The organism is Pseudothermotoga hypogea DSM 11164 = NBRC 106472 (assembly GCF_000816145.1).
GTDB lineage: Bacteria > Thermotogota > Thermotogae > Thermotogales > DSM-5069 > Pseudothermotoga_A > Pseudothermotoga_A hypogea.
On record NZ_CP007141.1, the window covers coordinates 1,527,164 to 1,549,712 of the forward strand.

General features: G+C 50.7%; 25 protein-coding genes, 2 tRNA genes and 1 pseudogene. 24 read left to right on the plus strand and 4 right to left on the minus strand.

The features are described from left to right. Positions 1-11 precede the first annotated feature (11 nt). From AJ81_RS07495 to AJ81_RS07505, 3 genes are all read right to left on the minus strand, one after another. On the minus strand, positions 12-953 hold the full coding sequence (locus AJ81_RS07495) for a tripartite tricarboxylate transporter substrate binding protein (protein WP_038059747.1): 942 nt from the start codon (positions 951-953) through the stop codon (positions 12-14). Between the two features lie 362 nt (positions 954-1,315). Further along, positions 1,316-1,687: a CoA-binding protein gene (locus AJ81_RS07500; RefSeq protein WP_031504206.1), complete on the minus strand. Its 372-nt coding sequence runs from the start codon at positions 1,685-1,687 to the stop codon at positions 1,316-1,318. 13 nt (positions 1,688-1,700) lie between these two features. Then, positions 1,701-2,705: a D-alanine--D-alanine ligase family protein gene (locus AJ81_RS07505; RefSeq protein ID WP_051368754.1), complete on the minus strand. Its 1,005-nt coding sequence runs from the start codon at positions 2,703-2,705 to the stop codon at positions 1,701-1,703. Positions 2,706-2,918: 213 nt separating this feature from the next. Between AJ81_RS07505 and AJ81_RS07510 the strand changes: the two genes are divergently transcribed. The 24 genes and pseudogenes from AJ81_RS07510 to AJ81_RS07615 all read left to right on the plus strand — a co-directional run bounded on the left by AJ81_RS07510 (position 2,919) and on the right by AJ81_RS07615 (position 21,400). Further along, positions 2,919-3,644, plus strand: a complete 726-nt coding sequence (locus AJ81_RS07510; protein ID WP_039658580.1) for a hypothetical protein — start codon at positions 2,919-2,921, stop codon at positions 3,642-3,644. A 16-nt stretch (positions 3,645-3,660) separates the two neighbouring features. Continuing rightward, positions 3,661-3,819 carry a hypothetical protein gene (locus AJ81_RS10835; protein ID WP_157724364.1) on the plus strand — a complete coding sequence of 53 codons (159 nt, stop codon included), beginning with the start codon at positions 3,661-3,663 and terminating at the stop codon, positions 3,817-3,819. A 53-nt stretch (positions 3,820-3,872) separates the two neighbouring features. Next, positions 3,873-4,610: a hypothetical protein gene (locus AJ81_RS07515; protein WP_039658581.1), complete on the plus strand. Its 738-nt coding sequence runs from the start codon at positions 3,873-3,875 to the stop codon at positions 4,608-4,610. A gap of 138 nt (positions 4,611-4,748) precedes the next feature. Continuing rightward, entirely contained in the window at positions 4,749-5,093 is a 345-nt protein-coding gene (gene rpsF, locus AJ81_RS07520) for a 30S ribosomal protein S6 (protein ID WP_031504202.1), read from the plus strand. A 6-nt stretch (positions 5,094-5,099) separates the two neighbouring features. After that, the gene (locus AJ81_RS07525) at positions 5,100-5,546 is read left to right on the plus strand and encodes a single-stranded DNA-binding protein (RefSeq protein ID WP_031504200.1); all 447 of its coding nucleotides are present in this window, start codon (positions 5,100-5,102) and stop codon (positions 5,544-5,546) included. Positions 5,547-5,558: 12 nt separating this feature from the next. Continuing rightward, positions 5,559-5,792 carry a 30S ribosomal protein S18 gene (rpsR, locus tag AJ81_RS07530; RefSeq protein ID WP_031504197.1) on the plus strand — a complete coding sequence of 78 codons (234 nt, stop codon included), beginning with the start codon at positions 5,559-5,561 and terminating at the stop codon, positions 5,790-5,792. Between the two features lie 69 nt (positions 5,793-5,861). Continuing rightward, positions 5,862-6,800 carry a carbamate kinase gene (gene arcC / locus AJ81_RS07535; protein ID WP_031504195.1) on the plus strand — a complete coding sequence of 313 codons (939 nt, stop codon included), beginning with the start codon at positions 5,862-5,864 and terminating at the stop codon, positions 6,798-6,800. Between the two features lie 49 nt (positions 6,801-6,849). Then, a tRNA-Val gene (locus AJ81_RS07540) sits at positions 6,850-6,924 on the plus strand. A gap of 7 nt (positions 6,925-6,931) precedes the next feature. Further along, a tRNA-Phe gene (locus AJ81_RS07545) sits at positions 6,932-7,007 on the plus strand. Between the two features lie 255 nt (positions 7,008-7,262). Continuing rightward, complete coding sequence (locus tag AJ81_RS07550) at positions 7,263-8,033, plus strand: ParA family protein (RefSeq protein WP_031504194.1); 771 nt, start codon at positions 7,263-7,265, stop codon at positions 8,031-8,033. 1 nt (position 8,034) lies between these two features. Next, positions 8,035-8,337, plus strand: a complete 303-nt coding sequence (locus tag AJ81_RS07555) for a tetratricopeptide repeat protein (protein ID WP_031504191.1) — start codon at positions 8,035-8,037, stop codon at positions 8,335-8,337. 1 nt (position 8,338) lies between these two features. Next, complete coding sequence (locus tag AJ81_RS07560; protein ID WP_051368755.1) at positions 8,339-9,829, plus strand: Hsp70 family protein; 1,491 nt, start codon at positions 8,339-8,341, stop codon at positions 9,827-9,829. Positions 9,830-9,842: 13 nt separating this feature from the next. Then, positions 9,843-10,889, plus strand: a complete 1,047-nt coding sequence (locus AJ81_RS07565) for a HEAT repeat domain-containing protein (RefSeq protein WP_031504189.1) — start codon at positions 9,843-9,845, stop codon at positions 10,887-10,889. Next, positions 10,886-11,722: a CheR family methyltransferase gene (locus AJ81_RS07570; protein ID WP_031504188.1), complete on the plus strand. Its 837-nt coding sequence runs from the start codon at positions 10,886-10,888 to the stop codon at positions 11,720-11,722. The genes AJ81_RS07565 and AJ81_RS07570 overlap by 4 nt, the downstream gene beginning before the upstream one ends. 11 nt (positions 11,723-11,733) lie before the next feature. After that, positions 11,734-12,114 carry a response regulator gene (locus AJ81_RS07575; protein ID WP_031504186.1) on the plus strand — a complete coding sequence of 127 codons (381 nt, stop codon included), beginning with the start codon at positions 11,734-11,736 and terminating at the stop codon, positions 12,112-12,114. Beyond that, positions 12,111-14,513, plus strand: a complete 2,403-nt coding sequence (locus AJ81_RS07580; RefSeq protein WP_031504183.1) for a chemotaxis protein CheA — start codon at positions 12,111-12,113, stop codon at positions 14,511-14,513. The genes AJ81_RS07575 and AJ81_RS07580 overlap by 4 nt, the downstream gene beginning before the upstream one ends. Positions 14,514-14,951: 438 nt before the next feature. Further along, positions 14,952-15,422, plus strand: a pseudogene (locus tag AJ81_RS11110) (methyl-accepting chemotaxis protein); the annotation flags it as partial. Continuing rightward, on the plus strand, positions 15,402-16,502 hold the full coding sequence (locus tag AJ81_RS11115; RefSeq protein WP_456095378.1) for a methyl-accepting chemotaxis protein: 1,101 nt from the start codon (positions 15,402-15,404) through the stop codon (positions 16,500-16,502). The pseudogene AJ81_RS11110 and the gene AJ81_RS11115, both read left to right, overlap by 21 nt. Positions 16,503-16,505: 3 nt before the next feature. After that, positions 16,506-17,978, plus strand: a complete 1,473-nt coding sequence (locus tag AJ81_RS07590) for a chemotaxis protein CheW (protein WP_031504180.1) — start codon at positions 16,506-16,508, stop codon at positions 17,976-17,978. Positions 17,979-17,988: 10 nt separating this feature from the next. Further along, positions 17,989-19,065 (plus strand): protein-glutamate methylesterase/protein-glutamine glutaminase, encoded by a 1,077-nt coding sequence (locus tag AJ81_RS07595; RefSeq protein WP_031504178.1) that lies wholly within the window; start codon positions 17,989-17,991, stop codon positions 19,063-19,065. After that, the gene (locus AJ81_RS07600; RefSeq protein WP_031504176.1) at positions 19,062-19,430 is read left to right on the plus strand and encodes a response regulator; all 369 of its coding nucleotides are present in this window, start codon (positions 19,062-19,064) and stop codon (positions 19,428-19,430) included. The genes AJ81_RS07595 and AJ81_RS07600 overlap by 4 nt, the downstream gene beginning before the upstream one ends. A 3-nt stretch (positions 19,431-19,433) precedes the next feature. Further along, entirely contained in the window at positions 19,434-19,910 is a 477-nt protein-coding gene (locus AJ81_RS07605; RefSeq protein ID WP_031504173.1) for a chemotaxis protein CheX, read from the plus strand. 3 nt (positions 19,911-19,913) lie between these two features. Further along, positions 19,914-20,357, plus strand: a complete 444-nt coding sequence (locus AJ81_RS07610) for a chemotaxis protein CheX (RefSeq protein WP_031504171.1) — start codon at positions 19,914-19,916, stop codon at positions 20,355-20,357. A gap of 11 nt (positions 20,358-20,368) precedes the next feature. Next, positions 20,369-21,400: an HD domain-containing phosphohydrolase gene (locus AJ81_RS07615; protein WP_031504169.1), complete on the plus strand. Its 1,032-nt coding sequence runs from the start codon at positions 20,369-20,371 to the stop codon at positions 21,398-21,400. 49 nt (positions 21,401-21,449) lie between these two features. Here AJ81_RS07615 and prfB read toward each other — a convergent pair whose 3' ends face one another. After that, positions 21,450-22,547: a peptide chain release factor 2 gene (prfB, locus tag AJ81_RS07620; protein ID WP_031504167.1), complete on the minus strand. Its 1,098-nt coding sequence runs from the start codon at positions 22,545-22,547 to the stop codon at positions 21,450-21,452. Positions 22,548-22,549 lie beyond the last annotated feature (2 nt).

The following is a 22,549-nucleotide window of genomic DNA, read 5'->3' on the forward strand; positions in this document are numbered from 1 at the left end:
GGAGGGAACGATCACTTTCCCTGAGTCTCTTCCCACAGCTGCTTGTAGTACGGTATCAACTCTGACACGAGCTTCGCAGAGGCAGCTTCATCGTAGTTCTCGATGACGAAGCCCATTTCAAGCATCTTCGCAACGAACTCAGGATTGTTGTTGACTTCCCTGAAGGCGGCCTCGAGTACTCGTTTCACATCCTCTGGTGTTCCAGGAGGCACAGCAACTCCCCTGTACGCTTTCTCAACCAAGTCTATTCCGAGTTCTCTAAAGGTTGGGACATCTGGGAACAGTGGGATCCTCTCTTCGGTCGCCACGGCGATAACCTTCATCTTGTCCTTGTACTGTATCGCCATCGTCGTGTAGGTCATCAGACCATCGACGTGTCCACCGAGCAGCGCTGGAACGGCTGTACCTGAACCTGAGAAAGGAACATAGGTGATGTTCAAACCTGTGAGTTTTGCGAGCCTCACGGTTGCAAAACTGTTCGCAGAAGGCTGTCCACTGCCTCCCAGAGTGACCATACCTTTCTTTTTCGCGTACTCAACGAAGTCTTCGAATGTGTTAATTGGGCTGTCGATTCTCACCGCGAGTACACACGGGGTGGACTGGAAGAAGTAGATGTTGTTTATCTGCTCGGTCTTGTAACCAACGCCACCCTGAAGCGGTTGAAGGATGGTGTGCGGCAAGTTCGTTCCGTAGATGGTATAGCCATCAGGTTTGGCACGGGTCACGAGCTCTGTCCAACCGACGGCGCCTCCTCCACCTTCCTTGTACGTTATCACGATGGGTACTCCCAAGATCTTCTCCAGGTACGGCTGCTGCAATCGCGCTGTGATGTCAGATTCTCCACCGGGGGCGAAGCAGATGACGTACGTGATGGGTTTGCTTGGGTATTTCTCTGCAAGGACGAAAGTCACTGCAAACAGTGCAAACAGAACCACCAGCATACGGACTTTCATACTCTTTACCTCCTCACGAAAGGTTTGTACTGCTTACATTATAGCGAATTCACATCCAAAGAATCAAGCAACTTCGTTTTTTTGACACTCATGCCAGATGGGGCGATGAACAGCACAAAAAGCCCCGTTTCGGGGCTTGAGGTTATCCTACTCAGTTTATCCGTGTTTTCCTGTCGTCTCGCTGCTTGAACAACTTACAAAAACCTACTGTCCAGACGCTTCACTTTTCTTGAGGGAGAAATTCTCATTATGATGTGGCAAGAAAAAGATGAGCTCGCGAGTTTGATTTCGTGAAAGATAACACCAAACTCGATGGGAGTGTGCTCGGATCTGTAAGCACACTCGCGAATGTTCGGCAAACTTCAAAAACTCGTCTCCACCATTATGCAACGGCCTATGGAGTACTCGACACCGTTGTTCTTGACCAGATCTTCTATCTGCTTTGAACCCGCACCCGGTTGGAACCAGAGACGGTTGAAACCAAGTTTGATCGCCTTGTCCGCCACCTGAATGCCCACATCTGGTGGGACCACAAAGACTATGAGATCCACATCCCTGGGAAGTTCTTCGATGTCTCTGTAGCACCTGACGCCCTCTATGGCTTCGGATCTTGGATTGACAGGATAAACTTCAAAACCTTTTGAAAGAAGATCTCGAACGATCTTGTTTCCGTATTTTCTTCTGTCTTCACTCGCTCCGACGACAGCTATCCTCTTCACGCCGTTCAACTCCAATGTTTCACCCCCGTCACACATGGATGGGTTGGATGAGTCCATAACGTTGCATCGCGTTCTCCAATATGTGCAATACGAGCTCTTCATAAGTGAAACCAGCAGCTTCCGCGATCCTGGGCAGGTCGGAAAAGCCTCTCACCATACCGGGAAGGGGATTGATCTCCAAGAAATATGGATTCCCGTCCTCCTGCGAAACTCTCAAATCTATCCTCGCCACGTCCTTTATGTCCAGACTCTTGCAAACCTTTATTGCCATGCTGGTGAGCTTTCTCTCAAGCACAGGGTCTATCTTCGCTGGACAGGTGTAGTCGACGTAGTAGTCGGAATTCTTCTTGACCTTGTAACTGTAGAATTCTTTTCCATGTTTGAAGTGTATCTCCATGATGGGCAGAACCCTGTATTTGTTTCCTTCTTGTAGAACCCCTATCGTGAACTCTTTACCTCTTATGTACTCCTCCACGAGAACTGGCTCGTTGTAAATGGAGAACAATCTCTCGATTTCTTTCCTGTACTCGACCATGTCATGAACCAGGCCCGTCTCGGAAATACCCTTTGAAGAACCTTCCGCGTTCAACTTCAGTATCAATGGAAATCTCATGTTCTTCCTGAGCTTGTCATTCAAAGAGCGTATCACCTGGAACCTCGGTGTTCGTATGTCTTTGGTCAGAAGTACCTGCTTGGTCAAGGCTTTGTCGAGACACACGGCCAACGTGGTGGCGTCCGAGCCAGTGTAGGGAATGCCATAGAAACTCAGGATAGCAGGCACTTGAGCTTCTCTTGCCCTTCCGAAAGTGCCCTCAGCGAAGTTGTAGACGATGTCTACCCTCTCGTTCAGCAGCGTTGGGATGAACTTCTCAGGCACGGCTTCCATCAGAACGACTTCGTGGCCACCACTCTCAATGGACTGCTTGATGTCCATCACGACTTCCATCGAATCGTACTCCGCTTCCCAATCCTCCACATCGGGCCTCACACCACGCTGTACGTTGTACGCTAACCCAACTTTCGTAGAGACCACCTCCAGGTTTTCTTCAACTCGATTATCATCCCTTCGAACGTAAAAGATTTTTCATTAAGTGGATGATTCGTTGTCTTTTTTTCAACAAACAAGAGACATGAGCCAGTCGTAGAGAAAAGACAGGATGAAGCCACCTTCGTGGTCTGTGATTCTTCTTAAGCTATGACAAAAATCGCTTGCCATGGTATAAATTCTTCAAGAGGGGGGAATCACATGGACTTCGGTAAGAAACTCAGCCTTTTGATGAGCGTGTTGAGCGTTTCGAACAGTGCGCTCGCCAAAGCCTTGTCGGTGGACCCTTCCCTGATCAGCCGTTGGAGGTCGGGTTCGAGAATTCCCGCGAAAGACAGCGGTTACATCGAAATGATCGCTTCTTATTTGGTGGAACACGCCAAGATGGAGCACCAAAAGCTTGCCATATGTGAGATCACAGGCTGTGTTCCGGAGGCACTCGAAAAGGAGGAACTCAAAGAACTCGTGAAGAGATGGCTGATGGATGCACCCATACCCGATACTCGAGTGATAGGTGGTTTTCTGAGCAAGGTAGGGTTGTTCAGGATCCCCCAGGCTCAGGTGCAGTTTCCTACGATGACTCTGGAAGGACAAACGGCTAACTTCGAGGTTTTCTTTGGTAAAGAAGGAAAGCAACGTGCAGCGATGAAGTTCCTCCTCCACGCGATGAATTCGAAAGAACCAGGCACAATACTCTTGTACAGCGATGAGAGCGTCGATTGGTTCCTCGTCGACAGAGAGTACGCCTTGCGACTCGGCGCGACGATGATCGAGCTCACCAAGAGAGGCTGGAAGATCAACATGGTTCACACGTTGAGCAGGGATATTTCAGAAATGCTCCGTGCGATAGAGTTCTGGCTACCCCTCTACATGACGGGTTCTGTGACACCTTACTACAACCCCAAGTACAGAGTAACACTATTTTAGGAGGACTCTCTTCGTCGTGCCGAAGTTGGTGGCCCTCACCTGCGCGGCGTTTGAAGACTTCCCACAAACTGTGAACCTCCTAACGACGGAACCACACGTGGTTGAATTGTTCGAACAAGAGTACCAGCAATTTTTGAACACGTGCCGACCACTCATGCGCATACCGCTATTTTAGGAGGACTCTCTTCGTCGTGCCGAAGTTGGTGGTGGCCCTCACCTGCGCGGCGTTTGAAGACTTACCCACAAACTGTGAACCTCCTAACGACGGAACCACACGTGGTTGAATTGTTCGGACAAGAGTACCAGCAATTTTTGAACACGTGCCGACCACTCATGCGCATACCGCAAGTTGGTTCACAGGAGATGTTTTCACTCTTGGAAGACTTCGAAGATCAATCCGCAACGTGTCTTGTGATCAGCGATGGTCTGCCACTGGTCACCATGCCAGGTGAGGTCTTGGGGAGGATCTTGGAACGAAATTCGTTGAAAGACTCCGAGCAGATCCTCTCACACTGGAGAAAACGAACCGCTTCGTTCGAAAGGAATCTGAAGCAACATTCACACATTCACATCGTCGCACTGCCCGACGTCGAACAAGTGAAAGCCGCCAAAGGCGTCGTGGAACTGCCCGAATCTGGCGGTATCCTGTTCTACACGGTTGAAGAATACGTGGATCATCTGAAACATTTACTTTCTCTGTTGAAAAAGTACGAGAACTATCAGTTGTGCATCTCTCCAAGGAGCATGAGTGCCAGCGTGCACACAGCAGTGAAAGACCAGATCGGTGTGCTCGTGTTCAAGAAAGATCCTCCCGTGAGACTGTTTGCGATGAACCATCCGGACATGACGAACGCGTTCTACTGTTACGCCGAGGATTTTCTGAATAGACTGCCACCGCAGAGCAAGAACAAAGAGCAAGTGATCGAAACGATCCAACTGATGATACGACAACTCGAAAACCACTGAGCCACCGCTTGGATATTCACACCAATTTAACATTTCTTCGTGTATAATGTCCTGCCGTGAGGAGCTCGCATTTAAATAGAGGATGCTCCCGTCTTGCCAGCAGGCAAGACCAAAAAGGCCGAGGGAGGAGGTCGGTGAATGAGGATCTACGAGACGATGTTCATCATCGATCCACGACTGAGCGAGGAAGAACGTGAGGCTTTCGTGGAGAAGGTCAAAAGCATCATCACAGAACGTGTGAGTGGTCAGATCAGAGAGGTCAGCAGATGGGGCTTGAGGAGGCTCGCTTATCCCATCGCCCACCAGAGTGAAGGAGACTACACTGTGATCTTGTTCACGGCTGATCCAGCGAACGTGAACAGACTCGAGGAATTTTACCGCGTCACACCACAGATAATTCGCTGGCAGACCTTCAGAAGAGAAGACCTCGAGAAGAAAGAAAAGAAAGTGGCACAAACGAGCAACGTCGAGCAGAGGGAGTAATCCGTCGTGCCGTATTACAACCGCGTGATCTTGGTGGGTCGGCTCACGAGAGATCCAGATACGCGCATGACGACCACAGGCTCTGCGGTCGCGTCCTTCACCCTCGCCGTCGACAGGCCCCCGAGGTCCTCAGACGGCCAGAGAACGACGGATTTCATAAGGATAGTGGCGTTCAACAAACTCGCGGACTTCGTGAGGTTGTATCTGAAGAAAGGCCAACTGGTCTTGGTCGAGGGAGAGCTGAGGATAAACAAGTGGCAGTCCCGCGACGGGGCGAACATGACCACACCTGAGATCTGGGCGAGGGACATCAGGTTCATGGAGAAGAAAGCAGCAATGGAAGAAACCGTCGAAGAGATCGAGAAGTTCGAAGAACCGATCGTCAATCCCGAAGATATCTTCGGTCCTGAAGAAGAACTGGACAGTGAAGACGAAGATAAGCCACCGTTCTGAGGAGGTGTCCGTGTGGACCAGCAGAGGAGAAGGAGAAGGAAGAGAATCAAGAAATGTAGGCTCTGCGAAATGAAGATCGAGTACGTGGATTACAAAGACATCAGACTCCTGAGCGATTATCTGAACGAAAAAGGCAAAATCATACCCAAACGTGTGACCGGCAACTGCGCGAAACATCAGAGGATGATCAAAGTCGCCATAAAGCGTGCAAGACACATGGCTCTTTTGCCGTACATCAAGATGTGAAACACTCGACAATCGATTCTTAACGGGAGGGACTTTGAGTCCCTCCGTTTGTTCTGGGAGGGAATGAAGATGAAGAAACTCGCCGTGGTTGCCATCGGTGGGAACGCGGTGAACAGACCCGGAGAAAGACCCACAGCAGAGAACATGCTCAGCGCTATCAAAGAGGCGATGGGCTATCTCGTCGACATGCTCGATGAATACGACATCGTGATCACGCACGGGAACGGTCCGCAGGTGGGGAACATACTCATCCAGCAGGAGATGGCAAAAGAAGTCATTCCTCCTTTTCCCATCGACGTGAACGACGCGCAGACTCAAGGAAGTCTGGGTTACATGATCGTCCAGGCCTTGAGGAACCGACTCGCAGAGAGAGGCTTGAACAGAGAAGTTGCGGCATTGATCACGCAGATAGTTGTCGACAAGAACGACGAGGCGTTCAAGAAACCTTCCAAACCCGTTGGACCGTTCTACACGGAAGAAGAGGCCAGGAAACTCATGATGGAGAAAGGTTGGATCATGAAGGAAGACGCGGGCCGTGGTTGGAGAAGGGTCGTACCTTCACCTAAGCCTCTGGACATAGTGGAAAAAGAAGTCGTGCGGATGCTTCTGAAGAACGGTGTCATCGTTGTCGCGGCTGGTGGAGGCGGAATACCCGTCGTGAGAGAGAACGGCGTTTTGAAAGGTGTCGAAGCGGTGATAGACAAAGATAGAGCGAGTGCACTCTTGGCGATAGAGATCAACGCAGACGAGTTGATCATTCTGACGGGGGTTGAAAAAGTCGCGCTCAACTATGGCAAGCCGAATCAAACTTTCGTGGACAAACTCACTGTTGAAGAAGCCTTGAAATACTTGAAGGAAGGCCATTTCCCTGCAGGAAGCATGGGACCGAAGATAGAAGCGGCGATCGATTTTGTCACGGCCACCAGCAGAACCTGTCTGATAACGGACATGAAGAAGCTCAAAGAAGCTCTCTCTGGTGAAACAGGTACGAGAATCGTCCGTGAATGAGGGGTCTTCTCAAAGGCAAATTCGTGTGGTATATTTATGAAGGAACGGTGGGTGCGTAGCTCAGAGGAAGAGCGTCTGCCTTACGAGCAGAAGGTCGTAGGTTCGAGTCCTGCCGCACCCACCAAAGGAGTGGCCAGGTAGCTCAGTTGGTAGAGCACTGGACTGAAAATCCAGGTGTCGGCGGTTCGATTCCGCCCCTGGCCACCAACGAGCCCGGCGCACGCCGGGCTTTTTGTTTGACTCGCTTAAGTATTCTGGACTTTGGTTGTTTTTCTATTTAGTGTGTGGCTCAGTAGTAATGATCGGAATGGGCCCACTCTTTGGGGGAAGTTCAGTAGGATGATGTTAAGATTATTTAGTTAACGTTTTGGTAACTCAATTGTCTTTTTTTGTTTGTTTCGTATTATAGAATCTGGTTGACTCTCTTACTTATCCGTCTTGTTTGGAGGAATTGATGCCTCCATGGCAAAGACTCTTAGTTTTGCCAATCTCAAGGGAGGAACTGGGAAAACCACACTATGTTACAACATCGCTGCTCTGTTCGTGGATATGGGCTACAGAAGCTTGCTCATCGATCTCGACGCTCAAGCCCATGCTACGACCCACGCCGGTTTTGAACCGATCAAAATAAAGAAAGGCGTCTTCGAAGCAATCAGTGAGTATCTGAAAAAACAGAGTGTGGACAGTCAGGTTATTCTTCGCCAGCAAGGATTGTCCATACTGCCTTCCAACTCCAAGACAGTGCTTCTGGAGGAAGAACTCGCATCGCTCACAAACAAGGAAAGTGTCTTGAAAGACTTCCTCATGGAGCTTGACAGAGACTTCGATTTCATTTTCATAGACACCCCACCTTCTTTAGGGTTAACAGTCTTGAATGCACTCGTCGCTTCTGACTACCTTTTGATACCCGTGAGGTTCGACTTTTTCTCCCTCGTTGGTCTGGCACAGATGATCAACTTCTACTACAAAGTCAACACAACGCTCTCGCCCTACCTCAAATTGCTCGGTTTGATACCAATTTCGATCTCAGCAAGGGCGCGTGTATGCAACGACGTGTTGAACGAGCTCAGGACCACCTTCGGTGAAAAGCTTCTGTTTCCAACGCTGAGAAACGACATCAAAGTTGTCGAAGCATCGAGTCACGGCTTGCCCGTTCATCGCTATGCACCCAAGAGTAGGGCGAGTGAGGACCTGACGAAGATCAGCCAAGAGATCCTGCGGAGGCTGACTTGAGATGTCGAAGAGGCTGGGTAGAGGTTTGGATCTGTTTCTTTCGGAGCCATCCGAAGAACAACTTTTCAGAAGCGCCGTTGAGCTTGAAGAGAACGGCGAGTGGCTCATGGCCTTTCATTTGTACATGATGGTGATAAACATGAGCGGACCTCACAAGGTCAAAGCTCTCAACAACGCCGCGGCTATACTCGCAGAACATGGCTTCGTGGACAAAGCGATCGAGTTTCTAAAGGAGGCACTCTCCATCGACCCATCCAACGAGCAAATAAAGGAGAACTTGAAAGCGCTGAAGGAGGAGCGATGAGATGATCGTTGGTATAGATTTCGGTACAACGAACACGTTGGTGGCTTACGTGGACAGTTCATTGAGAACCCAGATCATCGTCAATGAGCGTGGTTCTCGCATAACACCAACGGTCGTTTACTTCAAGAACGAAAAACAAGTGGTCGTGGGCGAGTTGGCAAAATCTCAGGCGCTCATTAAACCTGATAGAACCATCCTTCGCGTGAAGCGTGTGATGGGAACGAGTCGAACGTACACGATCTTCGATCAAACGTTCACGCCCTCGGAGATCGCTTCGTTCGTGTTCAGAAAGTGCAAGAAGTTCGCCTCGGAGTATCTCGGAAAAGAAGTCGAAAAAGCCGTCGTTACCGTACCAGCTTATTTCGACGACAACCAACGACAAGCGGTGGTATTGGCGGCGAAACTCGCAGGCTTGGAAGTGGTGAAACTGTTGAACGAACCCACCGCCGCTGCTCTGGCTTACGAACCAGAAGATCAGCACGAAAAGATGATACTCGTGCTCGATTTTGGCGGAGGTACCTTTGACATAACCTTGATGCGTCAGCAGAAAGGTCTTTACGAAGTGCTCGCCACTGGTGGTAGCACGAATCTTGGAGGCTTCGACTTCGACGAAGTGCTGACCAGGTGGATTTTGGAGACCATGCGGAACGAAAAGTCGATCGATTTGTCCAAAGATCCCATAGCGTTACAGCAGATATACACGCACGCTGAACAGGCGAAGATAGATCTTTCAAGCGTTCTCGAAACCAGCATCGTCATACCTTACATAGCTCTCTCACCGGAGTATGGGCCTGTTCATGTGAACGTCGTGCTGTCGAGGGAGAGATTCGAGAACTTGACCCGCTCCCTGTTGCTCAGGGCGCAACAACTGATAGACGACGTTTTGACACAAGCCAACGTTCGAAGCGAAGACGTGAACATCGTCATTTTCTCTGGTGGGATCTCCAGGATGCCCGCATTCAGAGAACTGGTTTCAAGAATGTTTCCAAACTCGCAGAAACTCGGAGGGATAAACCCAGACGAGGTGGTTGCCGTCGGTGCAGCAAAGATGGCCGCGATGCTGGAAGGAAGGTTGAACAGCATCGAGTTGAAGGACGTACTTCCACATTCGCTTGGCATCTTGGATGACAATGGCCAGTTCGTTCCCATCATCGAGCGCGGAACTATCTATCCAACCACGTCGACAAGGATCTTTACCAACACCGAGGACGATCAGGATCACGTCGTGATAAAGGTTCTGCAGAAACACGATGAAGAGTTGGTGGAACTGGGAGACTTCAAATTCTCCTCTGGAAGGCTCTGGAAAAAGGGTGAGGCGAACATCGCCGTCAGTTTTTCCATCACACACGATGGGACCTTGACCGTGACAGCCGAAGACATCAACAGCGGTGAGGCTCAGGATGTGACCATCCACGGACAGTTTGCCCAGATGAGGGTGCCAACACCCGACCCGCGGAGGATGGAACAGTTGTGGGGTATCGAGGTCTTGTGAGGGGGAAGGCTGTATGCAGAACGATGAGAAACTCAGAAAACTCACCGAGATCGAAAAGGTCTCTTCGCCTGAGGATGTGGATGTACTGATCGAGGCTCTCAAGAGCGACGATGTGCTCATCAGGGAGGCTGCCTTCGACAAACTCAAGCAATTCAAGTTCCCGCAAGTACCTGTGAAGGTCGCGAAACTCTTCAAAGACAGCGAAGCATACGTCAGAAACGCTGCTGTGCTGCTGATGGCGGAGATGTGGGATCTGTCGAAGGAAGAACTGACGAAACTGTTGCACGATCCAGACAAAGATGTGCGTAAGCTCGCGCTGGACAGTCTGCATTACGTGGTGGGCGATCCTTCCGTTGAGGATCTCATAGCCGTCGGTCTGGAAGATGTCGAATTGAACAACGTGATAGCCGCCGTTGAATATCTGGGTGAACTGCAAAGCAAAAAGTACACGGATTGCATACTCAAGTTGCTCGCCGAGGGTGACAACGAATTTCTATTGGCAACGTGCATCAGAGCACTATCGAAGATGGCGGATGAAAGAATTGCTGAGAGAGTCGTTCAGCTTTTCCCTGAGCTCGAGAGGATCGACGACATCACCTTGATGGCTTATCTCAGGTTTCTTGCGAGTTTCCCAAGAACATTGAAGAACTTGAGCTCACTGATCGACTTGGCCGAAAAGAAGTGGGACATAGCGCTCAAAGAGTTTTTGGATCTGTTCGCGGCGATCTTGGATACAACAGAACTCAGCGCGGAACAGAAGGACAGAATGTTCGAATTCCTCAGGCGCATCTTCGCTTCGGACATACCTTCCCCGAACAAGTACGAAGTGCTCCTTCTCATGGCGAGGTTGAATCCAGACCACGTGAAAAGAGAGATCGTCAACTATCTGTACAGCAACGATCCCATGATCCAGCTCGCCGCCGTCGAGCTGATCGACCAGTTCTCGTGGGTGGATTACCTCGATGATCTCAAGCACATCTGCGCGTCAGCAGTGGATGAAGATCTCAGGGCAGCGGCGGAGTTGGTGATCGAGAGGTTCGAAAACGTGGAAAGGGAATGATCGCCGTGTCGGTGAGCTTTGGTTTTGCTGAATTCAAAGAAATCAGGGATCTTATCCACACAAAGACTGGAATCTACATACCTGACGAGAAGATCTACCTTTTGAAGAAAAGAGTTGAGAAACGCTTGGCGGAACGATCCATCAAGAGCGTCGAAGAGTATGTCAAACTTCTCAGATACTTCGATCGCGGAGGCGAAGAGTTCGCCAAGCTGATAAACGACGTGGCTGTCAACGAAACTTACTTCTTCAGGGAGTTTCCACAGCTTCAGATCTTCGCGGAGTATTGTCTACCTGAGTATGTTGAACGGACGAAAACCAAATTCGTAAAGGTGCTGTCGGCGGGATGTTCATCCGGTGAGGAGCCTTACACTCTGTCGATCATATGTTCTGAAATGCTCGACAGCGATTGCACGTTCAAAATCGTGGCCGTTGATATAGACGACGACGCACTCGAGAAAGCGCAGAGGGCAATTTACGATCAAAGATCGGTGAAGGACGTGCCCAAGCTGTATTTGAAGAAGTACTTCAAGCAGGCGGAGCAAGGCTACGCGGTATCGGACGAGGTCAAAAAGTACGTCACGTTCTACAAGATGAACCTGCTCGATCGTGACCAGCTGTTGAGTTTGGGAAGAGACTTCGACTTCATCTTCTGTAGGAACGTGCTGATATACTTCTCCGACGACTCCAGGCGCAGAGTCGTGGAGACTTTCTTTCTGATGATGAAGCCCGGTGGCTACATCTTCTTGGGACATTCAGAATCGTTGAGCAGGATCACCACGCTCTTTGAACTCAGAAGAATGGGAAATGGCTTGGTCTATCGAAAGCCTCTGTGAGGTGTTGAAGCATGGCGAGGATCTTGATCGTGGATGACTCGAAGATGACGCGCGATTTTCATGCCTATGTTCTTCGTGCCTCGCGCTACGAGGTCGTGGAAGCCATCGACGGGGCCGATGCGATCGAAAAGTTGTACAGACATCCAGACATAAAATGCATCGTCACGGACATAAACATGCCCAACATGGACGGTCTCACGATGCTGAAGAAAATCAGATCCACGCCGGAACTGGCGCACATTCCAGTGGTGGTGGTGACGACCATAGACAGGCCCGAAGAGCAAATGGAGGCACTGAAAGCCGGGGCGAACTTCTATCTCATCAAGCCTGTGAAACCTTCGATCCTCGTGGCGAGCATTCGCATGGTCGTGCGGGACGGTGACAGGGTATGAAGTTCAAAGAGGACGACGTCGAGATACTCAAGGGGGTTCTCGAGGAATCTTCAGAACTTTTGAAGGGGTTAGAGGACAAGCTCATAATGCTCGAGCAGACCAAGACCAAAGAATCCGTCAACGACGTGTTCAGAGTGTTCCACTCGCTGAAGGGGCTCGCGGGTTTTGCGAACCTCAGCTTGATAGTCGATGTCACGCACGCGGTTGAATCCATCTTGAAACGGATCAGGGACGAAGGGGCAGCCATAAAGCCCGAGCTCATAGATCTGTTGCTCGATGCCGCTGATTTCTGTAAGATCGTCTTCGACAAAATCGCGGCAACCGTTTCAACGTACAGTGGCGGTGAATTGGAACTAATGCTCGAAGATCTCGGTGAGAAAGAAATCGTCGATCGCGCAAACAGTTACTTCGAGGAAAAACAAAAGGAACCACAACAGCCTCAGTCCGATCAACCGAGTATCGTGACTGAAGAATTCAGCAGGGAAGCGTTCTCCGACTTTTTGGACGAGCTGGAGGAGAACCTCCATGGTGCTGAGATCACGATGGTCGAACTGGAGAAATCTCAAGATGTTGGTCTGTTGAGGGATCTCATGAGATACATGCACAGCATAAAGGGTGGAGCGCGGTTGCTGCTCTCCATTTGTGGTGATTCGACATTGACCGAACCCGTCAAGAGCATCGAAAGGATATCCCACGCTTTGGAAGATCAGATTCAAAGGACGATCAAAGAGAATGCTCAGATGGATCTACAGTCCGTCTTTGAAGGGATCGATGTGCTGAAAAAACTTGCCAGCGCTTTGAGGACAGGTTCGATTGTGGAAGACAAGGAAATCGAGGCACTGTTCGCGCCGAAGGAGATCTCAGCGACAAATGTAGAACAAGGAGAGGAAGAAAGTGTCGAAGATCTCGCAACCAAGGAAGCTTTCTTCAACATTGCCTCTCAACTGGTCCAGTATGCGGAGTTCTTGATCGAAACACGCGCAGGCGATAGAACGGAACTCAGAAGGATCGCCGAGCCTTTGAAAGCTGGTCTCTTAATGATAGGCCATCCAGAGAAGATCGAGCTCGTCGACAAGATGATCGAGGCCGGTGAGTCAGACGACTTTCAAAGGCTCAAGGCTCTGGCCGACGAGTTTCTGAGCTGGTTGAGTGGCAAGAAGGTTGCGGCCGATCAAGTATCTCAACCGATCAGTTCACAAACCACCCCCGAGAAAGTCGTAGCGCAAACGGTGAGGGTGAACAAATCCAAACTGGATCTGATGGTGAATCTCGTTGGAGAACTGATCACGTTGAAGAACTCGTTGAAATACTTCCTCGCCGCCATCACATCGAGACTCCCTGAACTTCAGTCCGATCTCAAGGCCCTGAGTATGAGGTTTGAAAGGCTGTCTTATGACTTTCAAACCGCGGTGCTGTCTTTGAGAATGACGCCTGTTGGAGAGCTGTTTCAACGCTACAAGCGAACCGTCAGGGATCTGGCAAAATCGCTCAACAAGAGAGTGTCGCTCGTCACAGAAGGTGAAGACGTCGAGCTCGACAGGTCTGTTCTGGAACTGCTCAGCGATCCTTTGACTCACTTGGTCAGGAACGCGGTCGATCATGGGATAGAGCCACCCGAAGAGAGAAAAAGGCTTGGCAAGAACGAAGAGGGCAAGGTGGTCCTCAGAGCTTTCTACAAGGGTAACTTCGCTTTCGTCGAGGTGGAAGACGACGGCAGGGGTATAGATGTTTCAAGAGTGAGGATGAAGGCCATAGACAGGGGCATCGTCGATCAAGAGGAAGCTTTGAGGATGAGCGACGAACAGGTCCTGCAGCTGATCTTTCTGCCGGGATTTTCCACAGCCGAAAGAGTGACAGATCTGTCGGGCCGTGGTGTCGGAATGGACGTTGTGAAAACCAACATCGAGAGCATCGGAGGCAGAGTGGCAATCAGGACTGAGCTTGGCAAAGGTTCAACCGTGTCGATGATGATTCCCCTCTCGCTCATGGCGATCAAGGGTTTGCTCGTCAAGATCGGCGAAGAAAAATACATCATCCCAACAGACACCGTCAAGGAGATTTTGAAGGTGCCCCTCAACCGTTTGTACTCCTACAGAGATTCCTTCTTCGCAAACATACGTGGTGATGCGATCCCCGTCGTGTTCGCCGAAGAGTTGCTCACACAGGACCACGTTGAGCTGTCTCAAAAGCAATTCTTGTTCGACCTCGTACCCATCTTGGTCGTGCAAGGAGCAAACTCAACGTTCGGTGTCATAGTCGATGTGTTCCTCGAAGAGAGTGACTATCTCGTGAAGAGCGTTCCAGAGCAGGCGCGCGCTTCGAATTTGATCAGCGGTGCGACCGTGATGGGGGATGGTTCTGTGGTTCTGATACTCAATCCGGAAGGTCTCATCACTTGAAGGAGGGGTGAACGGATGGAAAGGAAAAGACTGGAAGTGCCAGAGAGTGAGGAAAAGAAGGCCGAGGAAAAACCAAAGGGAACTGGAATAAGATTGCGCGAAGACGAAGAGGAACTCAAGGCCAGAAGGGAAGAAGCTAAGAAACGTGCGCAAGAGCGTGCCAGAGCAAGAACCTTAGCCAAACGTCAAGCGCTCGCCGAAAGGATAGCGGGCGCATCGGAACAACTCCTCTCCGGGGTCGAACAGGCATCGGCAGCTGCAGAAGAACTCTCCAGAGCCGTCGAACAGATCGCTGCGGGAGCCGAGGAATCTTCGAGTGCAGCGGACGAAACGAGGGCTGCGGTGGCACAGATTTCCGCGAGTGCCACGAACATACAGGAAGTCATCAAGCAGATGATGGCGGATGCGAACAACGCCCGTGAGGCCACCTCGATCATGATGGAGAACGTGCGAGGCTTGATCGAAGCAGTCGAGCACACCGTAGAGAAGAACAAAGAATCTGCCAAACTCATCGAGAAACTTGAAGAGGAATCCAACAAGATCGGTCAAATCGTCAAGACAGTCGTGATGATCGCGGATCAAACGAACTTGCTCGCTTTGAACGCAGCGATAGAGGCTGCGAGGGCCGGCGAACACGGTAGTGGTTTCGCCGTCGTCGCTGACGAAGTCAGAGGATTGGCGGAGGTGTCCGAGAGAGCTGCAAAGGAAATAACGAACGTGGTCGACGAAATCGCCAACGCGGTGAAACAAACCGTGGCCGACATACAGAGAATCTCAGATGAATCTAAGCAACAATCCGAGCTCGGTATCCAAATAACCGAGGAACTCAAAGAGATCGCCAAGAGCTTTGACGAACTCATCAACCACTTCCTCAAAATCCAAAAGGACATGGACGAAGTGGCCCGAGTTGCGAAGGAACTGCTGGCGGCCGCAGAACAGGTGGCGAGCGGTTCAGAACAGATAAGCTCTGCCGCGGTGGAATCCTCCAAGGCCGTTGAACAACAGGTGAAAGCGTTCGCGGAGATCAAGACCGCAACACAGGAATTGGTCGAGCTCGCAGAGGAACTGAAGACGTCCACCGATACCAGCAAATCTTCCGAGACGGTCGCGGCGGCAGCCGAAGAACTGTCTTCGAACATCGAAGTACTATCTTCTGCTGCGCAGCAGATCAGTTCTGGTATAGAACAGCTCAGCAAAGGTGCACAGTTGCTGTCGGAGGCCACGGAGAAAGGCAGAGAGATCGCTTCGGACCTCATGAAGAGAGTCAGTGACCTCCAGAGCTTGGTAAGCTCAGACGTGAAGCTCTTGCGCGAGTTCATCCAAAAATTTGCGGACAACAGGGTCAACATCGAGAAGCTGATATCCAACATAGGAGAGGCGGCCCAGCGTTATGGTGACGCTGCCAAGAACGTCTCAGAGCTCGAGAGCAGGGCTCGAAGGATAACCAAAACCGTTGACACGATCGACAGGGTGACCATACAGACGAACATGCTCGCGGTGAACGGATTCATCGAAGCCGCACGCGCTGGCGAGTATGGTAAGGGGTTCGCCGTGGTGGCGAACGACATAAGAAACCTCGCCAACGAATCTGGTTCCAACGCTGAACAGATCAAGGATCTGGTGAGCAACATGCAGTACCTCGTTGCCACAGTCTCTGCGGACATAAACGAATCTGTGAGAACGTCCATGGGTGAAGTGAACAGAGCCAAGGAAACCACAAAAATCATAGAGCAAACGAGACAAGCGCTTGAGAAGCTCTTGGGCGCATTCGAGAATGTCAACAAGGAAATAGACCAGATCGCATCGGCAATAGAAGAAACGAACAAAGCGATCGAGCAGATCAACGCAGCTGCTCAAGAGTCCGCGTCTGCGATCGAAGAAGCGTCCAAAGGTGCGAGTGAGCAAGCCAAAGGTATCGAGGAACTGGCGAAAGCAATTGAGGAGATCGCCGCTATAGCAGATGAGCTTCAGTCGGAAGCGGGGGTGTAAAGTATGAGCACCTCCACTTTGGAACAGTACGTCACTTTCATCCTCGGAGAAGAGACGTACGCCGTCTCAGTGGCGAACGTCAGGGAGATCGTCAAAGCGAGTAAGATCACACGGATCCCACTGGCTCCTGCGCACATCGAAGGTGTGATGAACCTCCGAGGTGAGGTGCTGCCCATAATCAATCTCAGGAAACTCCTTGGATTGCCAGAACATGATCCTTCGTTGTCGAAGGTTGTTGTACTGACACGGGACGGTAAGACGCTCGGTGTGCTGGTCGACAGAACGGCTCAGGTCATCAGGTCGACGGAGAGTGAACAACAGGATGCCATGGCCGAGAGCAAATTCGTGAAGAGGGTGTTGCGAACTAACGCTGGAATGTGCTTGCTTTTCGACATCGATGAACTGTTCGAGGAGGGTACGAAGAAGTTCGAAGGACGAAGTTCCAGTGGATTACAAGAGAAAAGCACGGAAACGACAGTTACGAAAACGGAGAACTACACACAGTTGGTGTCCTTCGAACTCTCTGGGGGAATCTACGCATTCAAGATCACCGGGGTGCAGGAGATCATCAGGTACGTCGAGCCAACACCAATCCCAAGCGCACCTGAATACATGATGGGCCTGATAGAACTGAGGAAGAGTGTCTTACCGATCGTTGACATGAGAAGACTGCTGGACCTTTCTGCGACAAAGACGGACGAGTTCACGAAGGTGATAGTACTCAGAGCGGGAGGTTCACTCGTTGGGGTCGTGGTGGACAGGATAAGGGAAGTGCTGAGGATTGACGAATCGAAGGTTCTTCCACCACCCACGCTGGAACGTGAGAAGACGAAGGAGCTCGTCGGAGTCATTCAGAACGACGATGAAATGATTCTGGTGATTGATCACGAGCAACTCTTGGCGAACAGAGTTGTGGGTACTCGGCAACAAGAACAAGAAGAAACAGTCGAAAGGCTGGCGAGCGAGGAAGAGAAGCAGTACGTCATTTTCAACGTGGGTGGTGAGGATTACGGTGTTCAAATCGAAGAAATCAGAGAAATAAACAGATTGACGTCGGTCGCAAAAGTACCCAGGGCTCCGGAATACCTCGAGGGGCTCATGAATTTGCGTGGGGAGATCGTACCCGTGGTGGATCTAAGAAAGAAATTCGGATTGCTCACCGTTGAGAAGAACAAGCAGATGGAACGTGTCGTTGTCACTGAAAGCGATGGCAAGAAGATAGCCTTCATCGTGGATTCAGTGGTGGGCGTGCGGCGCATCCCGGTCAGTGCGATAAGTGATCTACCAGACACGTTGACTGAAAGCGAGTCTGCCAGGTTCATCTCGAAGATCGCGCGCATTGGTGAACAGGTGGTTTTGTTGTTGCAGATGTCCAAGGTGCTGAGCGAGAGAGAAAAGCAAACGGTGACGAACGTGGCTGAGAAAGCGAGTGGCAAAGAAGATCAGCAGTCGAAGAAGTTGAGACGTTTGAAATGAGGTGATCTTTTTGCCGAAGATCAGAGTCTTGGTCGCGGACGATTCCGCGCTCATGAGGAAGACGCTCAAGAGTCTCATTGAGTCCGACCCATCCCTGGTGGTGATCGACACCGCCAGGGATGGCGAGGACGCCGTTGAGAAGGCACGCAAACTGCAACCTGACGTGATAACCATGGACGTCAACATGCCAAAGATGGATGGTTTGACCGCTCTTCAGATCATAGTTGAAGAAGAGATAGCACCGGTGGTCGTGGTGTCTTCCCTCACGCAGGAAGGTTCAGTGACGGCGTTCGAAGCGTTGGAACTTGGCGCGTTCGACTACGTTCCCAAACCCGGTGGCACGGTCTCCTTGAACATAGGAGCGGTACGGGACGAGATCATATACAAGATAAAGGCTGCATACGAAGCCTCGAGGAGCACGAAAGTGATGCGGAGATTGGCTTCCGCGAAAAGCAAAGTGAAGATCGACACCTCCAAGAAGATCGTGACACCTTCTCCTGTCTCGGTGGATTTCTACGCGGTGGCCATAGGAATATCGACAGGAGGACCGAAAACCATCTACGATGTGCTCCCACAGCTTCCAGCGGACTTGAACGCCGCGGTGTTCCTCGTCCAACACATGCCACCCTCGTTCACAGCTCAGTACGCAGAAAGGCTCGATCAATATTGCCAGCTCAAGGTTGTGGAAGCGTCCGACGGCATGCAGGTCACACCCGGAGTGGTGTACGTCGGCAAGGGTGGATTCCACCTGAAGCTCCGCAGGGCTGACGGTGGTTTGAAGATCTGGCTCTCTCGAATCCCCAAACACATGTTCATGCCCTCTGCGGACGTGATGATGGAATCAGTCCTCGAGCATTTCGGACCGAAGACGGTGGGTGTACTCATGACAGGTATGGGAGACGATGGTGCCAACGCGATGGTGAAGATAAAACAAGCCGGTGGCTACACGATAGCCGAATCGGAAGAAACAGCCATAGTTTTTGGAATGCCAGCGGAAGCGATAAGGCGTGGTGGAGCTTGCGAAGTATTGCCTTCCTACGAGATAGCGAGCCGAATCCTGCGCAAAGTGGGGGTGAGGAGAGGATGAGCAAAAAGGTGCTCGTCGTCGACGATTCACCACTGGTGAGAAACTTGGTGAAGAAGGCGCTCGCTGGCAACAGTGAATTCTCTGTCGTTGGTGAAGCTTCGAATGGCAAAGAAGCCGTGGAAATGGCGCAAAAACTTGAACCTGATATCATCACTTTGGATGTGACGATGCCGGTGATGGATGGACTGGAGGCGGCAAGAGAAATTCTTAAAAGGAACAGCAGGGTCAAAATCCTTCTTCTGAGCGCGATGGGGGACGATTCTCTAATTTCTCAGGCCCAGAGTCTTGGGATAAAGCATTCACTCCAGAAACCGTTCAAAGCGGAGCAACTCTTGGAGGCGCTCGGAAAAGTCTTGGGGGCTTGATCTATGGACAAGAGCATCGAAAAGTTGGTTCTGGAAAGCTTCATCAAGTCCATGTGCAGCGTGTACAAGAATCTGACCAACAAGGAACTGATCATCAAAGGAGTAGAAAAGATGATGAGCCCTGCGTTCAAGTATTCCGGAGCGGTCACGATCGTAGGTTTCTCCGGCATGATCTCTGGTAGAATGATCGTAGCCATGCCCAAGGAGTTGTCCGCGATCGTGTACGAAGCTCTGGGTGGGGAGCAACCTTCAGATGATGACTTGTTGCTCGCCGTGGGCGAGTTTGGCAACATGGTCGCTGGCAATGCCATCACGCGGATAAACAATCATTTGAAGGATGCCAATGTGAGACTATCACCACCAAGTTCCTTTCTCGGAAAGGACCTGACTTTCTTCAATTTCAAAATGAATGCCCACAACATACTCTTCGAGTCGGAAGGTCTCGTCTCAAGGCTGAACATCGCGCTGAAGGAGGTTTAACGAATGATCGATGAACTTGCAAACATTGCCAAGCAAGTGCTCGTGAGCATGAACGTACAAGTTTCAGGAGTGAGACTTTCGAAGGATTCTTTGCACCTGGTCAACAGCCCTTTGTGTGTCGTCATAGGACTTGTGAACAAGAAAGGAGAAGAGAAGGGGATTCTCGGTTTTGAATTCAGCGAAGCGTTCGCGAAGTATGCCCTGAATTGTTTAATGCCCGGTTACAACGTGGACATGCTTTCGGAGATTGGCCTGAGTGCCTTGCTGGAACTTGCAAACATGACGTGCGGAAACATGTTGACCCGTATTTCACCAGATGCCGTGACAACTCCGCCCACGGCGGTATTCGGTAAAAATGCGAAGATGCTTTTGAACACGGCTCCTTGCTACAGGATGATCTTCGATACACCGAGCAGTTCTCTTGTGGTGAGCTTGAGCGTAACGTAGGAGGAAGAAAGATGGGGATGGTGTCGGTTCTCATCGCTGAAGACGATGCCTACTACAGAAAATACTTGGAGAAGTCGCTCTTGAGCGCCGGGTTCACGGCGAGATCTTGCCAAGATGGACTCGAAGCTTATCATGCGTTCAGCTCGGATCCGGCGAGCTACAGGATACTGCTTGTCGATCTACTCATGCCGAACATGGACGGTTTCGAACTCATAAGGCAAGTGAGAACAAACTTCAAGCATCTGTATCCCTACATTTTCGTAGTCACATCCCTGGGGGACGATGAGGACGTTGTGCGAGCATTACAAATCGGTGCCGATGAGGTCTTGATCAAACCGATAAGTCCTAAGAGACTCGTTGCTTCCGTGACTTCAGGTCTCCAAAAATTGAAACTGATCACTTTCGACGTCCTGATAGATTCCTTCGTTGAGATGTTGGACATGAGGGATCGATACACGGGGAGACATTCGAAAAACGTCCAACTGTTGGCGAGCTTGCTCGCTAAGCTGTACGCCGAGCAGGAAGACTTGACGAACGTGGACTTCATAAACGGCTTGTCGGCGGGTGCGGTTCTGCACGACATAGGAAAGATATTGATACCCGAATCCATACTGCAGAAACCGGATAGACTGACCTCTGAAGAATTCGAAACGGTCAAGAAGCACACGATCTTCGGTTCGCAGATTCTCGTCCAATCTTTGATGAAGCATCCAGAGAACGACGTTTTGAAATTCGCTCATGAGGTGATCAGATCCCATCACGAGCGGTGGGACGGAAAGGGTTATCCGGATGGATTGAAAGAAACCGAGATACCATTGGTGGCCAGAATCGTGAAAATCGCCGACGTTTTCGACGCGTTGACCTCCGATAGATATTACAGGAAGGCTTATTCTCCAGAGGACGCAATCAAAATCATGGAGTCCGATGCGGACGCCTTCGATCCGGAAATCTTTGCTCTGTTCCTCGAGCATCGCAAATTCTTCATGGCCCTCGAAAGGAGAAAGTACGAAGAAGCTCGTAGAAACAGGAACTCATCCAACTAATGTGAAGTATCAAAAAGCCCCTCGAATCGAGGGGCGAATCGTTTATGGGTCATTTCTTCGCAAAGTACAGCAATTCGGCCTCTATGAAGGGATCGAGTTCGCCATCGAGCACGGCGTCTGCGTTGCCAACTTCGACTTCGGTCCTGTGATCTTTGACCATCTTGTACGGGTGCAACACGTAAGATCTTATCTGATTTCCCCAAGCGATGTCTTTGAGCTCTCCCTGAATTTCTTCGAGCTGTTCTTTCCTCTTCGCGAGTTCCATTTGATACAGTCTCGCCTTCAACATCTTCAAAGCGACAGCCTTGTTCTGGTGCTGAGATCTTTCACTCTGACAGCTCACAACGATACCCGTTGGAATGTGTGTTATTCTCACGGCCGAGTCGGTCTTGTTCACGTACTGACCACCGTGGCCGGACGCCCTGAAGGTCTCTATCTTCAGGTCCTCGGGCCTTATGTCGATCTCTATGTCGTCTTCGATCTCAGGTATCACATTCACAGATGCGAAAGACGTGTGGCGCCTGCGAGATGCGTCGAAGGGTGATATCCTCACCAGTCTGTGTACACCACGTTCGTGCTTCAACAAACCGTAGGCGTACTCTCCTTTGATCAGGATCGTGGCGCTCTTGACTCCGGCCTCCTCGCCCGGCTGGAAGTCGAGCAGTTCAACTCCAAAGCCCTTCCTTTCAGCCCAGCGCATGTACATTCTCAGAAGCATCTGTGCCCAGTCGTGAGACTCCGTACCCCCGGCACCCGGGTGCACGGAAAGATAAGCGTTGTTGATGTCCAAAGGATCGTTCAAAATCAATTCCAGTTCCAAACGCTTTATGTTCTTCTCCAGCTCAACAACGATCTGTTCCACATGCTGGGCTATCTCGTTGTCCTCCTCGGCCAGTTCAAGACCGACATCGACGTCTTCGAAGCCCTTCTTGATCTTTTCGAAGTCCGTGAGCAGGTCTTTGATGTGCTGTATTCTCTTGGAAACTTCCGCAGCTCTCTTTGGATCTTTCCAGACATCGTTGTTGGATAGCTCCTTTTCCAGTTCCGCAAGTTCTCTGTTCAAACTTTCCGGCTCCACCAGTTTGGACAGACCCTCGAACTTGTCTCTCAGTTCGTCTATCTTGACTTTTGTTTCGTAAGCGATCATAC

What these genes read in the sequence shown, in the direction of transcription:
- AJ81_RS07580 (WP_031504183.1), top strand. Translation starts at nt 12,111, where the DNA reads ATGAAGTTCAAAGAGGACGACGTCGAGATACTCAAGGGGGTTCTCGAG.
- AJ81_RS07605 (WP_031504173.1), top strand. Translation starts at nt 19,434, where the DNA reads ATGGACAAGAGCATCGAAAAGTTGGTTCTGGAAAGCTTCATCAAGTCC.
- AJ81_RS07590 (WP_031504180.1), top strand. Translation starts at nt 16,506, where the DNA reads ATGAGCACCTCCACTTTGGAACAGTACGTCACTTTCATCCTCGGAGAA.
- AJ81_RS07510 (WP_039658580.1), top strand. Translation starts at nt 2,919, where the DNA reads ATGGACTTCGGTAAGAAACTCAGCCTTTTGATGAGCGTGTTGAGCGTT.
- AJ81_RS07560 (WP_051368755.1), top strand. Translation starts at nt 8,339, where the DNA reads ATGATCGTTGGTATAGATTTCGGTACAACGAACACGTTGGTGGCTTAC.
- AJ81_RS07555 (WP_031504191.1), top strand. Translation starts at nt 8,035, where the DNA reads ATGTCGAAGAGGCTGGGTAGAGGTTTGGATCTGTTTCTTTCGGAGCCA.
- rpsF (WP_031504202.1), top strand. Translation starts at nt 4,749, where the DNA reads ATGAGGATCTACGAGACGATGTTCATCATCGATCCACGACTGAGCGAG.
- AJ81_RS07600 (WP_031504176.1), top strand. Translation starts at nt 19,062, where the DNA reads ATGAGCAAAAAGGTGCTCGTCGTCGACGATTCACCACTGGTGAGAAAC.
- AJ81_RS11115 (WP_456095378.1), top strand. Translation starts at nt 15,402, where the DNA reads ATGGACGAAGTGGCCCGAGTTGCGAAGGAACTGCTGGCGGCCGCAGAA.
- AJ81_RS07550 (WP_031504194.1), top strand. Translation starts at nt 7,263, where the DNA reads ATGGCAAAGACTCTTAGTTTTGCCAATCTCAAGGGAGGAACTGGGAAA.
- AJ81_RS07495 (WP_038059747.1), bottom strand. Translation starts at nt 953, where the DNA reads ATGAAAGTCCGTATGCTGGTGGTTCTGTTTGCACTGTTTGCAGTGACT.
- AJ81_RS07575 (WP_031504186.1), top strand. Translation starts at nt 11,734, where the DNA reads ATGGCGAGGATCTTGATCGTGGATGACTCGAAGATGACGCGCGATTTT.
- prfB (WP_031504167.1), bottom strand. Translation starts at nt 22,547, where the DNA reads ATGATCGCTTACGAAACAAAAGTCAAGATAGACGAACTGAGAGACAAG.
- AJ81_RS07610 (WP_031504171.1), top strand. Translation starts at nt 19,914, where the DNA reads ATGATCGATGAACTTGCAAACATTGCCAAGCAAGTGCTCGTGAGCATG.
- AJ81_RS07570 (WP_031504188.1), top strand. Translation starts at nt 10,886, where the DNA reads ATGATCGCCGTGTCGGTGAGCTTTGGTTTTGCTGAATTCAAAGAAATC.
- AJ81_RS07615 (WP_031504169.1), top strand. Translation starts at nt 20,369, where the DNA reads ATGGGGATGGTGTCGGTTCTCATCGCTGAAGACGATGCCTACTACAGA.
- AJ81_RS07565 (WP_031504189.1), top strand. Translation starts at nt 9,843, where the DNA reads ATGCAGAACGATGAGAAACTCAGAAAACTCACCGAGATCGAAAAGGTC.
- arcC (WP_031504195.1), top strand. Translation starts at nt 5,862, where the DNA reads ATGAAGAAACTCGCCGTGGTTGCCATCGGTGGGAACGCGGTGAACAGA.